The following is a 12,092-nucleotide window of genomic DNA, read 5'->3' on the forward strand; positions in this document are numbered from 1 at the left end:
ACCCCTCACCCCACCAAACCGCGCTTAACCAACCAATTCACCGCACGCTCATACGCCTTACCCGCATACGGATTACGAAACGCCACTCGACCAGCGTTCTCACGCTCAATACGCACCGACGCGTCCCGCAAATACGTCGCCGTCACTGGCGCATCCCGCTCCAAATCACCACGACGCCGATCCAACGCCAACTGCTGAGCAAACTGACTTTTCGGATCCTCACGATCAGCAGCCTCACCCGTAGCCGCTCGCAATAACTCCACATCATCAGCAGTCAAATACCGAAAATCATTCAACACTGAATAACGGCGCGTAGGCCGCGCCAACCTCGCATCAGTTTCAGCCCGACGCGGCTGATGCTTAGTCGAACGAGCAGTGGACGAATACGTGGTGCGCATAGTAAGGCTCCGGTCTGTACGGACGGTTCGGCGCAAACACCGAGAGGGGAATATCAGTACGGACTTCCTGTCCTTCACCCCACATCGGCCACCACCACCCAAAAGTGAAACCTTTTACCCACAACGCATACTCACCCACCAACACGCCCCAACCACCCAACCCAACCACCCGCCCCACGTCATACTTGCCACGATGCCCACAACCCGCACCCCCATACCCCGCGAAATCTGGATCCTCGTCAGCGCAGCCTTCTGCGTTTCCATCGGCTTTGGACTCGTCGCGCCCGTACTGCCCCAATACGCCGCCAGCTTCAACGTCGGCGTCCAAGCAGCCAGCGCCATCATCAGCGCATTCGCTTTCGCCCGCTTCGCAGCCGCCCCAGCCAGCGGCGCCCTCGTCGACAAACTCGGCGAACGACGCATCTACATGAGTGGCCTACTCATCGTCGCTCTATCCACCGGAGCATGCGCCCTAGCCACCAACTACACCCAACTGCTGACCTACCGCACCCTCGGCGGAATCGGCTCAGCCATGTTCGTCGTATCCTCCTCCGCCCTCATGGTGCGCCTATCCCCAGCCAACATCCGCGGACGCTGCTCCTCTGCCCTCGGCGCAGCCTTCCTCATCGGAAACATAGCCGGCCCCATCGTCGGTGGCCTCACCGCTGAAGCCGGATACCGCATCCCCTTCATCGTGTACGCAACAATGCTCCTCACCGCCACCGCCGTCGTCGCTACTTTCCTCACCGAACCAGCACCAACCACCACCGGCCCCCACACCAATCGCCCCACTATCACCACCGGCCAAGCCCTCCACCACCCCGCCTACCGCGCAGTTCTCCTGACCGCCTTCAGCCATGGCTGGGCCAACTTCGGCGTACGCGTCGCACTCATCCCCCTCTACGCAGCAGCCATGCCCACCCTCGGAATCCGCTGGGCAGGCATCGCGCTGACCACCTTCGCCATCGGCAACGCCCTCGCCTTGACCACCGCAGGTAACGCAACCGATCGCTACGGACGACGCCCTTTCATCATCATCGGACTCATCACAAACGGTGCTGCCACTGCAGCACTCGCCCTCTCCGAAGCCCTACCCCTCTTCCTAACCGCCTCATTCATCGCAGGCCTAGGAGCAGGCCTCATCCACCCAGCCCAACAAGCAGCCATAGCCGACATCATCGGCCCCAACCGCAACGGCGGAAAAGTTCTCTCCAGCTTCCAGATGATGATGGACGCAGGAACAATCCTGGGGCCAGTCATCACAGGATGGACCGTCACGCTCACCACCAGCCCCCAACAGGGCTACTGCCTGGCTTTCACCATTACTGGCATCCTCACCAGCCTGGCCGCCCTGGCCTGGCTACCCGTCAAAGAAACCCGCACACCACAGCACTAACCCTTGCGCAGCAACACCACCACCCCCTGCTGCCCCTCTGCCAAAGCTTGACCCCCATCACGCGAACGCGCTGGACCAGCCACACGCACCGCCAACACCGAATCTGACTCCGCCTCCGGCACATCAGCCCCAGAAGGCAACGCCGTAACACCCTGCCCAGGACCAGCAACTGAAGCACGCCCCGCACTCACCCCATACACATGCCTATCCGTCACATGACTAGAACGCCACTGCCCCAAATCAGAGACCGAACCCCCCGCAGCATCCACAAGCGCACGCCCATACACGCCCCACGTCCGTGCTGGAGAACCAATCAGCCTCTCCTCCTTACCCGTCTTCGGCGGAGCAACTCCCCGAAAAGCCACCTGCAACTGCGGCCCCGTATCGCTATGCACAACCAACTCCGCACGACGATTCCCAAAAGCCGGATACTCCAACACAACCGACTCACCCACATAGCCCACCACCCGCGGCCGAACATCCTTAGGCAACGCATCTGGCGTAGCACTTTCAAACGGACGCACCGCACCTGCAGGAACTCCTGAACGCAAACGCCACCAGCCTTGCGACGACACCGCAGTCACACTCCGGTCATCCCGCGCTGCCAGCGCATATGCACCCGCAGGAACCGCCACCTGCAACAACCCCTCCTCCCCAAGCACCGAAACCGTCGAACTGCCCGTTCCCACCAAAGGAGAAGCGCCCAAATAGGAAACCTGCGCGCCCTCCGGCAAATCCACCGCAGCTACTGCAGAACCATCCGCCAACGACCACGCCACTAACCGATTCCCTACATGAATCGCCAATGAATCCACTGACCGGATCCGTGTCCTCGACAAATGACCACGCACTTGAGCTGGGACAATCTTTTGTTCCCAACGAGAACGCCCCGTGGCAGCATCGACCAACGCCACCGTGCCATCAGACTTCACGTACCCCAGAGAATCCCCTACAGAAACCACCGGCCCCGCTGCTGAAGTCAAAGGCCCCGTCGACCACGAACCTTCAACTGTGCTTCCAGGAGGCGCCGAAACCACCGGCGCCGGTGAGCTGCTCCCATCGCCAGCCCCCCGCACAACCGGACTCACCAAAACCCCAGCTACCGCCAGCGCGCACACACCACCAGCAGCACCTAATGCCAACCGATGACTGACACGCCCCCATGACCAGCGACGTAACCCAACAGCTTTAACATCCTCGATGTACATCGGGCGCTCAATGTCTGCATCTATCTCATCGTGATCCAGCACACCTACCGAGGATTTCGGCGCCGATATCGCCGCAGTTTCTTCACCCGCAGCCGAAACTGTCTGACCCGTCACAAGTAACGAGTCAGCTGCAGTAGCAAGACCAGCCGAAAAAGAACCCCCAGTCGGTGTGCCAGGTGGTATCAGCCTCGCGACCTTAATCTCAGACTCAGGTTCCTGCGACCAAGAACCCTCATCTTCTACCAACAGCTCCTCAGCCTCGGCTTCAGCGCCACCAATTTCCACACCGTCCATCGAAACCACAACAGAGGGGGCAATTAAATGAGCTGCGAACTCATCTTCTAATTGACGCTGCAAAGAGGAATCCCCAGAAGAGTCCTGCAGATCCAATTCCGCTACGGATGCACCTACTCCACCCGGAAACGGAATCACGCCATCGGGAAGCGCCTGCTCCTGCCCAGCATCCGACTGTGCCGGAACAAACAACCTGCCATCGCGATACACCACAACAAAGCGAGACAAATCATCCCCGACCAGGGTCGCTTTCAGCCCCGTATATGGGTGACCATCGTCATCAATACCAGCGAAAACCGGCACCATTGCAGCGATCTGTCTAACTGCCGCATCTAAAACATCTTCACCGTTGTGAGGCACGACAACGTGACCATCGACGAGCGCAACCTCAGTGCCATCACTGTCCACATCGAAAGTCACCTGCACGATCGGTTCAGGCGCGACTTCCGGATGCCGCCTGGCGAATTCATCGCTCCTCATCGAAACAATGCCCGGTAAGCCTGTGCAGCACGACCACCGGTCGCCTTGCTGCCTTCGGTGTATAGGTCGTAGACCAAAGCATTCTTCTGGGCTACTCGCCACAGCCAATCGTGCATGTTTTGCACGTATGGAGCGTTATTTGATGAGGCATCTGATCCTGGCACTGGCCCCCACGCAGACACAGCAATTTTCGCTCCACGGCGCTGCGCGAAAGTCACCCACCAGTTGAGTCCGCGATCCCCGTTTACAGCCTTGGACCAGTTGCCACCGGTATCCAGAGCATCCAGGGCCACAATGTCGACCACTCCGTCACCTGGCCACGCAGCAACCGCGTCGTAAGGACCATCGGTGCCGTGCGTTACCGTCCACTGCATAGTGGCGCGGGGAAGTACACCTTTAACTGCTTCTGCCACCTGGCGATAACACGATGCGTACGCCTGCGGATTCATTTCTTTTGTAGGTGCGCTGATATCAAGAATGGGGTTATCGATATGCGCTTTCTGTAGTGCCTGCGCGAAAGATTCCCACATTTTGCGGTACTCACCTTTGCCGCAAGCGGTTAAAGAACCGTGACTATCAGGCAACGCCGGTAAAGAAAGCACGGTGTGTTTCGCGCCACGAGGTGCTGCAGCCGCAGCCTGGGGCAGGTCGCTCCACTTACCAAAAGAGATACTCATGCTAGCTACGTCAGGGGCCATCGCGCTCTGTTTGGCCACTGTGGCAGCGTGGGCTACCTCTTCAGGGTTGTCCGCGATGGGAGCAACTCCCCGCGCCCATGAAGGACGCGAAGTACTAGAAGCGATGATGGGATATGCATTTGTCGTTGTGGTCGCAGATTTTTGTTGAGTAGTTGCCGAGGCGGCAGAGCGTTGAGGTGAGGGTGTTGGAGTGCTCCCTGCAGCGCGGAATGGTCCCGCCATCTCTTGGCTGCCGCTGTTGTTTTCGTGGCGATGACCTGAGGGTCCTGCGGCTGGGGCAACCGCCATCAATGGTGCAGGGCTGGCAGTGTCGGTGGAAGTGACCTGCTCAGCAGGTACGTGGGTTTCTTCTTCTGCCGGGGTGAAAGGTTCTTCAGTCTGCTGCCCTTCTTGCTCCTGTGCTGCGGCTTCAGCACTCTTCCAGAAAGGCCGAGACATTGCAGGCTCAGAAACCTTCTCTACGGCTTCAGAGATCTGTTCACGGATGGCTTGGCGTGCGGCTTCGTGTTGCTGGCGCCGTGCTTCTTGGCGTTCATGTCGCTGTTCACGCCATAGGTTGATCTGGGCCTGACGTTCTGCTCGGCGTGCTTCACGTTCTGCACGACGTGCTTCACGGCGTGCTTGACGATCCGCTGCAGCCTGTTCCGTGTCGCGAATGATTTGCTCGCGCTGGGCTTCGCGCTGCTTTTGACGACTGGTGACTTCGTCTTGCTGATCTTCTGATTCACTCAGCGTCGGCGACGTTGGCGACGCCGAGTTGGTCGGCGTTTCTATCTGCGGTGCTGGGGCCACATTCGTGGGGTGGTTCTCAGAAGGAGAGATAACAGCGGCCTGGTGAGATTGCTCAGTAGCGGCAGAAGATTTTTGTGCGCTGTCATCTGTTTTGCCGGTAAAGGTGTTTGCACGGTTGTTTGTCGGTTCAGCAGTTCTGCGAACCGTGCTTTCGGTGGAAGTTTGCGTGCGTGGTGAAGACGTAGACGTCCGTGAGGAAGGTGCAGACGGGGTGGTGTTGCCCTGCGCGGGCTTCGTCGGTTTCTTTTCTGCTGGTGCTGGTGCTGGTGCTGGTGCTGGTTTGGGGGTGCTGCTCTGAGTGGCGTTCCTACTAGGGGCTTTTCGTTGGGTAGGGGTAGGCGTGGCTTTAGAGGTGGTTTGCGCTGTCGCTGTTGTGCGTTGAGGTGCTTTTGTGGCTGTGGCTGTGGCGCTGCTAGGACTTGGGGTAGTGCTGGCTGGTTCCTGAGGGGCTGGAGAGGTTGTGTTTTTCTGGGGCTGGGTTGTAGCTGGGGCGGAGGCTGCAGCTTTGTGCTGGGGCGTTGAAGTTGTTGCGGGTTGTGATGTGTGTGTCTTGCGGAGCGCTTGCTGTCGTGTCTGTGTTGCTGCCGGTGTTACCCGTCGTGGAGTTGCAGTGGTGATATCGGAGCGCTGGGTGCCTTCGACGGTGGGGGAGTCGCTTTGCGCGTACGCACTGGGGTCAGCGCAGAGCCAGAGGGCTAGTGCTGCCCCTGCGGTCAGTATGTAGGGGCGGCGGTTCTGGGAAGGCGTCGGTGACACGTCATTACCTCATCTGTGATGGACGGGTGTTTCCAACGCAAATTAGTTTGATTTCGGGGTGGTGCGTGTCACTCACCCCAAAGTTTCAAGGCCTTTGACCTGCATGTATGCATTCAATGATATTGATTTTCGAGGAAACTGGGGTTGGTTGGGTAAATAAAAATTTATTACCCACATGGGGCCTGTCGGGATGCGCCAGTGGCGCCCTGAGGGGCGCCACTGTGTCGATGTCTGGTGATGTAAACGAACAATCACATTGATCGTTTGTTTATTTTCCGACTGTGACAGGTGATCAGATGTAGGGACCAAATCGGCTGCGGACGGCTTCTCGGGTGGGGTGATGGTCGCCGTTTTTAACGAGGATGGCGTCCGCGATTTGTTGGAAGGATAGGCCTCGGCGATAGGCGTTTCGGACGCCCTGTTTAAGTCGCGCGTCGTTTCCAGTGGCGCGAGCTTGTTCATCGAGGGCGGCAAGGTTGCGTTGGATCTGTCGAACGAGTGCGCGGGGAACGTGGCGAGCCTCTCGTTTTTTGAGCCACTCGCTGACCTCATCGGCGTCCCACAGAATTCGACGACCCCATTTGAGGCCGGTAGGGGCAGGCATCTGATCGCGGCTAGCCATTCCGCGGATAGTGGAGGCGGGAATGGACTTTTTGCCGGTGATGCGGGCGAGTGACTCGGCGATCATCTCGGCGGTCATGTAGCCGTCAGGGAGTTTGTTGGCCTGGGGATTTGTGGAGGTCGACCCGTTGCTGATGTGGGGGGGAGTGGGGGTCGTGGTCATGCCCGCGTATCTCGCTTTCGGTTCCGGGGGTTTCTCGTCTTCGAGGTGTGGTTCGGGTTCGGGGATGGTCGAGAGGGCCTTCGGGAGGTGGGGGAGATGTCCACGATGCGAGAATTTCTATGTGATTTAAATCACATCGCCGGGGGGCGATATGTGTCATCTCCCCATGAAACGCAAGTGTCCATACATCCCGAGTGGTTGATCTCGTCCAAAGTGTCAACACAAGAACCGCAAACCAAACTATCGTCTTGATCAACTGTCCAACAAGATGATTCGGTCGGCTTGACGGCCACTCTTCACTGTTTGTCGAAATTGCCTCTCGGGGGTTCGGTTGCGCAGTGTCGGACGGCACGCGAAGGCAAATAAGCCTTCACGAGTACACGAAACCTGGACGGTTGTATGGAAACGCGTATTGACGACAGCAGCGCAAGATCTCCAAACTCTAAATCGTTCACGCCGCACCACAGACGCATGTTCACGGGGGACAAATGCGCACGATGACAGACGTACGAACGGCACCTATGGCCGATTCGACTGCCGGGAGTGGTCTCTCCATGGCGTCTTTGAGGGTCAAAGTAGAAGCCGATGAGCTCCGTTTGGATGGATCTGCCGCTTGCCGCTCTACGGCGACAGGTATTTCCGCCAATGACTGGACTCCGGAGTACGAGGAAGACCGCATGCCTCGGCACCTTCGGGCCATTTGTGATTCATGTCCGTTATGGGAAGCCTGCCTGGTTGCAGCGCTGCGCATGGATGACATCGGATATCGCGCTTCGATGACCACGCGTCAGCGTAGGGAGCGCTTCCCTGAGTTGATTGCTGCGGCTCGTCCCAGTGCACGTTCAGTATCTGTGCCAATTCGTCGCGGTGGATCTGACCGTGATCGCACTCCCACCCATGCCAAGGGTGCTGGTTCACTTAACACGTACCGGCGTGGGTGCCGGTGTGACGAGTGCCGGGGGCACAATGCCGCCGCTCGTCGTCGTGAGCGCGCACGCGCTGCCGCCTCCTGAGCGGAGTGATTAATGTGAGTGCTGCTGAGTCATGGGACCCTGCCGCGCAGCTTGCGCGGGGGCGGCCCAATCCATTGATTCCTGCGGCCGAGGTCGAGGGTGCACCGTCGTTAGTGACGGTGCCTCCAGCAAAAAATGATCTGCTCCCAGTTGAAGAAATAACGCCGACTGACCAGAGCTTGAGCTCGGCTGCGGGTACTGCACCTGCTGGTCCACCAGATTCGGCCGCGGCTGCGGTGGAACGTCCAATGCTTTCGCAGGCCTCGCCTCGTCCTCGTGCGGGGTGGCGTGCCTTGGCGTATGACATCACATCAGGTAGATGGAACCCAGGGCCGTCGGTGCATGAATTAAAAGTGCGTGAGCGTGAGTCGCTCATTGCCCGGCGTCTGGACCGACGTCACGTAACAGCGTTTTTTTGTCTCAAGGGAGGCATCAGTAAAACGTCAACTACGGCGGCCACATCGTTGGCTTTGTCGGATCTGCGTCCTGATCCAGTGTTTGCCATCGATGCGAATCCAGATGCGGGTGATCTGGCTGAGCGTCTTGTTGGTGAGTCTCATGCTGGAATTTCGGCGTTAGCTCGCGATATCGATTCCATCCATAGTTTGGAAGCGCTGTCGAAATACACAGTGACAACTGGTCGGTTGACTATGTTGCCAGGTGAGCCCAACCCGGTATTAGGGGATTCGCTGCGGGCGCAGGACTTCAAGCGCATTCTTGATGTGGTGGGGACTTATTACTCGTTAGTGCAGGTTGACTGCGGTACGGGGGTTACTCACCCGCTAATGAGTGGGATTCTTGAACACACCGATACGGCAGTTATCCCGGCGGCATGGTCGATTACTGGTGCCAGGCGAGCAGCGGAAACGATCGCTTGGTTGCGGGCCAATGGATTCACTCGTCTAGCTGGTTCGAGCATCGTGGTCTTGACGGCCAAAGACTTGGTAAGCGGGCAGGTTGATCGTGGAGCTGTGTTGCATCACCTGCGCAAGGCGGCTGATTTGATTGTGGTTCCAGCTGATCCGCATGTGGCAGATGGTGCGCAGATGTCGTGGGAAAAATTGCAGCGTCCTACGCAAGAAGCCTATCTGGATATTGCAGCGGCTATAACCAGCCGATTTATGGCTTGATTGTCTTGTCTGCCAGCGTTTTTGCTTAGTTTCTTCGTTGGTGATGGGGCATGGGGGCAGTGACTGTGAATGCAGTGGTCATGGCCTTTCCCTTAGAGTCAGCGACAGAAAGTTGGACACTCGACCAGTCGGGTGTCAGTAGGGGCGGTGTGCCCATACAGGGGATCGGGAGGAAACATGTCGAACGTGCGCGAGCCGCGCAGGGATGAGGCGTTGCCCGGAGAGTTGAAGCCGCTCGATTGGTATGAGGGGCGTGGGCCCATTACGGATGGCGAGGCGCTCGGTGTACTGCGGCGTCGACGTAGGGTTGAGCTGGCTGGGGTACCGAAGTCGCGTGGGAAGCGCGCGGGGGTTCCTGAAGAGTTGCCTCCGGCAGTAGGCCCAAAGAAAGCATCGGTATTTCGTCTTCCTGAGCGCACTATGGCGTTCGCGCATGCCCGCGCAGAGTTGGAGCGTGTGCCGCTGACAACGGTGATCGAGGAGATGCTGCGTGACTATGCGACATCAGCTCCGCAGTCGCCGCAGGATGTGGAAGCGCGTTTGACTCGTAAAGACATCAAGTGGCAGCGCCGGTGACGGTATAGCTGAACTGACTCTTCTGGGGCTCTGTTGACTTTTGATAAGTCGACGGAGCCCCTTTTATTTGGGGGAGGGGTTACTCCTTAGCAGGGTCGTGTTTGGTGGCAAGGAGGTTGGCGGCGTCGGTAGTGGCTGCGATGACAGTGTTTTGATCAACAGGTTCGGTGCTACGGCCTGTGACGATGAGGATTTGTCGGCTCTTTTTCGCGGTGGTTGCGGCGAAAGAAAAAGAGAGCACGCCAGTGTTGCTTCCTCCTTTGAAGGCAGTGGAAGCCCAGGCGGGGGTTTTGATGCCTGCGTTTTTAGTGAGGATATGGGTTAAGGGTTTTCCAGTGGGAGAGTCAGCAAGTTTCTGCAGGTGCAGATGGACGTCGGCGAGGTCGCGTGCGGAGACGAACCATTCGATCTCTTTGGGCCATTGTGCGGTGGTTGCATTGTTGGGGATTTGTGGCCCAGGGCCAGGCATGGGGAGGTTTTTGAGCAGTTCTCTGCGCTGCTGAGGGGAGGAGCTCTTCCATGAGGAGCGGGCTTTTTGGGCCTCTTCGGAAGGGCCGTAGGCGAGCCAGAACATTTGTTTGGGTGTTAGGAACGGGGTGATTCCTTCGAGGTGATCGTTACCGGCATTTTTAGCGGCAGTAAGGATGGCTTCTTCGCCGACAGTACGGTGTAGAAGGTCGGTTGCGGTGTTGTCGCTGGTGGAGATCATGGCGGTGGCAGCGTCGAGGACGCTGACTCGGGTTCCGGCGGCGCTGTTTTGGAGTGTTCCGGAGGGGAGGGTTTTGTCTTCTTCGGTGAGGGTGAGTTCTTGGTCCCAGCTGAGTTCCTCGTCAGCGATTTTTTCGGCGATGGCAGCGAGGATGTAGAGCTTGGAGGCGGAAGCGACGGGGTGTGGGGTGTCAGCATCGTGGGCGTGGACATCGGTGAGTTTGTCATTGTCATCGATGTTGGCGGCAAGGATGGAGACGTCTTTGATTCCCAGTTGGGCGCGTTTGGTGACGTCGTTCCAGGTGGTGGCAGTGCTTCCTTTAGGGGCTGAATCCACAAGCGCGCCAGCAATTTTGCCATTGTCGTCAACGTGCATGGTGAGGGTGAAGCGCTGCCCGTATTTGTTCATGAGCGTTGCAGTGCCGTTATTGCCATTGGTGGTGGTGTTTTCGGTGATCCAGGGGCCTTGGGGGCGCAGTTCACCGAAGAAGACAAGCAGTTGTTGAGGGGTGATGTGTTTTGTGAATTCGGAGGAGAGACGCTGGGCGAGGTTGGAATCAGTTTTGTCCGTGCTCATTTGGCCGACGAACCATTGCATTGCCTGGCCGATGGTGTCGTTGGGGTAGGTGGCAGTGGCGGTGGGCGTGGCAGTGGGAGTGTTTTGGGGTGTGGGGTCGCTTCCGGTGGTGCAAGCAGCGAGGGTAAGGGCGAGGAGACCAGCAGCGGGGGCGAGTAAAGCGCGCATTATTCATGCTTATCGGGCTGGTGGGGTGTGTGCAAACGGATGTCGCGTCTGGCTGATTCGAAGTGACGTCGATGGTTTATGGCGTGAGGATAGGTGGCATGACTAGTTGGAGCAGTAGTGATATTCCGGATCAGTCAGGTCGGGTGTTTGTTGTGACTGGTGCGAATTCAGGTTTGGGTTTGGTGGCTTCGCGTGAGTTGGCGGCTAAGGGTGCTTTCGTTGTGATGGCGTGCCGAGATGTGGAGAAGGGGCAGAGAGTTCGTGCTGAAGTGATGCCGGGGGGTGATGAACGTAGCCAGGTGCGTCATTTAGATTTAGCTGATTTGGAGTCGGTGCATCGGTTTGCAGATGGGTGGGGGGACCGGCCTATTTCGGTGGTGATTAACAATGCTGGCGTGATGAATACGCCGCTGCGCCGGACGGCGCAGGGGCATGAGCTGCAGTTTGGTACGAATGTTCTTGGGCATTTTGCGTTGATGCAGCGGTTATGGGGTCTGGTGACGGATCGGACTGTGTGGTTGGGATCGATTGCGCATCGGATGGGGCGTCCGGACCTGACGGACGTGGATTGGCGTTCGCGTCGGTATTCGTCGTGGCAGGCGTATGCGGACAGCAAGATGGCGTGTGTGTTGTTGGCCTATGAGCAGCAGCGTCGTTTATTGCAGGTGGGGGATTCTCGGCGTGCGATGGCAGCTCATCCGGGGATAGCTTCGACAGATTTGTTTCGTTCGCATGTGGGTAAACGTGATGCGAACTGGTTGATGGGTGCGGTGTTGTCGACGTTGCGGTGCAGTCAAAGTCCTGAGGAAGGAGCACTGCCGGAGTTGTTTGCTGCGACGGTTCCGCATTTGGCGGGTGGGAGTTATGTAGGTCCAGGTGGGTTTGCTGGTGTAGTGGGGGCTCCTAGGGTAGAGAGGTCAATTAGGCGTAGTTATGACGTGGCTGCTGGGCGGCAGTTGTGGCAGGTGTGTGAGTCGCTGACTACGCGTTGATGGTTGTGCGCTGCATGTGCGTGGTTGTTATGGGGTCGTTGTTGTTGGGGGCAGGTGTGGGCTGAGTGTTGGAGATCGGGGCCTGTTTGGGTGTTTAGCGTGCCTGTTCCATCTCGGTTGCT

At 58.1% G+C, this 12,092-nt stretch carries 11 protein-coding genes; 6 read left to right on the top strand and 5 right to left on the bottom strand.

All coding sequences use genetic code 11. From position 1 onward, the window contains the following. Window positions 1–5 precede the first annotated feature (5 nt). Window positions 6–398 (bottom strand): hypothetical protein, encoded by a 393-nt coding sequence (locus tag AC2T9U_RS01600; protein ID WP_028326859.1) that lies wholly within the window; start codon window positions 396–398, stop codon window positions 6–8. 193 nt (window positions 399–591) lie between these two features. Here AC2T9U_RS01600 and AC2T9U_RS01605 point away from each other — a divergent pair, with 193 nt between their 5' ends. Beyond that, on the top strand, window positions 592–1,794 hold the full coding sequence (locus AC2T9U_RS01605) for an MFS transporter (protein WP_493696418.1): 1,203 nt from the start codon (window positions 592–594) through the stop codon (window positions 1,792–1,794). On the opposite strand, the gene AC2T9U_RS01610 is transcribed toward AC2T9U_RS01605, so the two are convergent. Both AC2T9U_RS01610 and AC2T9U_RS01615 read right to left on the bottom strand, forming a co-directional pair. After that, window positions 1,791–3,776 (bottom strand): hypothetical protein, encoded by a 1,986-nt coding sequence (locus AC2T9U_RS01610; RefSeq protein WP_493696419.1) that lies wholly within the window; start codon window positions 3,774–3,776, stop codon window positions 1,791–1,793. The two genes, AC2T9U_RS01605 and AC2T9U_RS01610, sit on opposite strands and share 4 nt — an antisense overlap. Beyond that, on the bottom strand, window positions 3,773–5,266 hold the full coding sequence (locus tag AC2T9U_RS01615) for a hypothetical protein (protein WP_493696420.1): 1,494 nt from the start codon (window positions 5,264–5,266) through the stop codon (window positions 3,773–3,775). Before AC2T9U_RS01615 ends, AC2T9U_RS01610 begins: the two co-directional genes overlap by 4 nt. A 154-nt stretch (window positions 5,267–5,420) precedes the next feature. Here AC2T9U_RS01615 and AC2T9U_RS01620 point away from each other — a divergent pair, with 154 nt between their 5' ends. Beyond that, on the top strand, window positions 5,421–5,564 hold the full coding sequence (locus AC2T9U_RS01620) for a hypothetical protein (protein WP_493696421.1): 144 nt from the start codon (window positions 5,421–5,423) through the stop codon (window positions 5,562–5,564). A gap of 750 nt (window positions 5,565–6,314) precedes the next feature. Here AC2T9U_RS01620 and AC2T9U_RS01625 read toward each other — a convergent pair. Further along, window positions 6,315–6,806, bottom strand: a complete 492-nt coding sequence (locus tag AC2T9U_RS01625) for a hypothetical protein (RefSeq protein WP_115031429.1) — start codon at window positions 6,804–6,806, stop codon at window positions 6,315–6,317. A gap of 554 nt (window positions 6,807–7,360) precedes the next feature. Between AC2T9U_RS01625 and AC2T9U_RS01630 the strand changes: the two genes are divergently transcribed. From AC2T9U_RS01630 to AC2T9U_RS01640, 3 genes are all read left to right on the top strand, one after another. Next, a complete protein-coding gene (locus AC2T9U_RS01630) occupies window positions 7,361–7,819 on the top strand; it encodes a WhiB family transcriptional regulator (protein WP_157728059.1) in 459 nt (152 codons plus the stop codon). A gap of 14 nt (window positions 7,820–7,833) precedes the next feature. Then, window positions 7,834–8,949 (top strand): MinD/ParA family ATP-binding protein, encoded by a 1,116-nt coding sequence (locus AC2T9U_RS01635; RefSeq protein ID WP_493696422.1) that lies wholly within the window; start codon window positions 7,834–7,836, stop codon window positions 8,947–8,949. 177 nt (window positions 8,950–9,126) lie between these two features. Continuing rightward, window positions 9,127–9,525, top strand: coding sequence for a hypothetical protein (locus AC2T9U_RS01640; protein ID WP_028326853.1), 399 nt, complete (start codon window positions 9,127–9,129; stop codon window positions 9,523–9,525). A gap of 79 nt (window positions 9,526–9,604) precedes the next feature. Here the strand turns inward: AC2T9U_RS01640 and AC2T9U_RS01645 are convergent, their stop codons facing one another. Beyond that, on the bottom strand, window positions 9,605–10,978 hold the full coding sequence (locus AC2T9U_RS01645; RefSeq protein ID WP_493696423.1) for a serine hydrolase: 1,374 nt from the start codon (window positions 10,976–10,978) through the stop codon (window positions 9,605–9,607). A gap of 98 nt (window positions 10,979–11,076) precedes the next feature. Between AC2T9U_RS01645 and AC2T9U_RS01650 the strand changes: the two genes are divergently transcribed. Next, complete coding sequence (locus AC2T9U_RS01650) at window positions 11,077–11,970, top strand: oxidoreductase (protein ID WP_493696424.1); 894 nt, start codon at window positions 11,077–11,079, stop codon at window positions 11,968–11,970. The last annotated feature ends 122 nt before the right edge of the window (window positions 11,971–12,092 follow it).

Source organism: Dermatophilus sp. B7861-1, from assembly GCF_058996045.1.

Excerpts from the sequence above, each read along its gene's own strand:
- AC2T9U_RS01610 (WP_493696419.1), bottom strand. The coding sequence starts at position 3,776 with ATGAGGAGCGATGAATTCGCCAGGCGGCATCCGGAAGTCGCGCCTGAA.
- AC2T9U_RS01605 (WP_493696418.1), top strand. The coding sequence starts at position 592 with ATGCCCACAACCCGCACCCCCATACCCCGCGAAATCTGGATCCTCGTC.
- AC2T9U_RS01600 (WP_028326859.1), bottom strand. The coding sequence starts at position 398 with ATGCGCACCACGTATTCGTCCACTGCTCGTTCGACTAAGCATCAGCCG.
- AC2T9U_RS01630 (WP_157728059.1), top strand. The coding sequence starts at position 7,361 with ATGGCGTCTTTGAGGGTCAAAGTAGAAGCCGATGAGCTCCGTTTGGAT.
- AC2T9U_RS01650 (WP_493696424.1), top strand. The coding sequence starts at position 11,077 with ATGACTAGTTGGAGCAGTAGTGATATTCCGGATCAGTCAGGTCGGGTG.
- AC2T9U_RS01645 (WP_493696423.1), bottom strand. The coding sequence starts at position 10,978 with ATGCGCGCTTTACTCGCCCCCGCTGCTGGTCTCCTCGCCCTTACCCTC.
- AC2T9U_RS01640 (WP_028326853.1), top strand. The coding sequence starts at position 9,127 with ATGTCGAACGTGCGCGAGCCGCGCAGGGATGAGGCGTTGCCCGGAGAG.
- AC2T9U_RS01625 (WP_115031429.1), bottom strand. The coding sequence starts at position 6,806 with ATGACCACGACCCCCACTCCCCCCCACATCAGCAACGGGTCGACCTCC.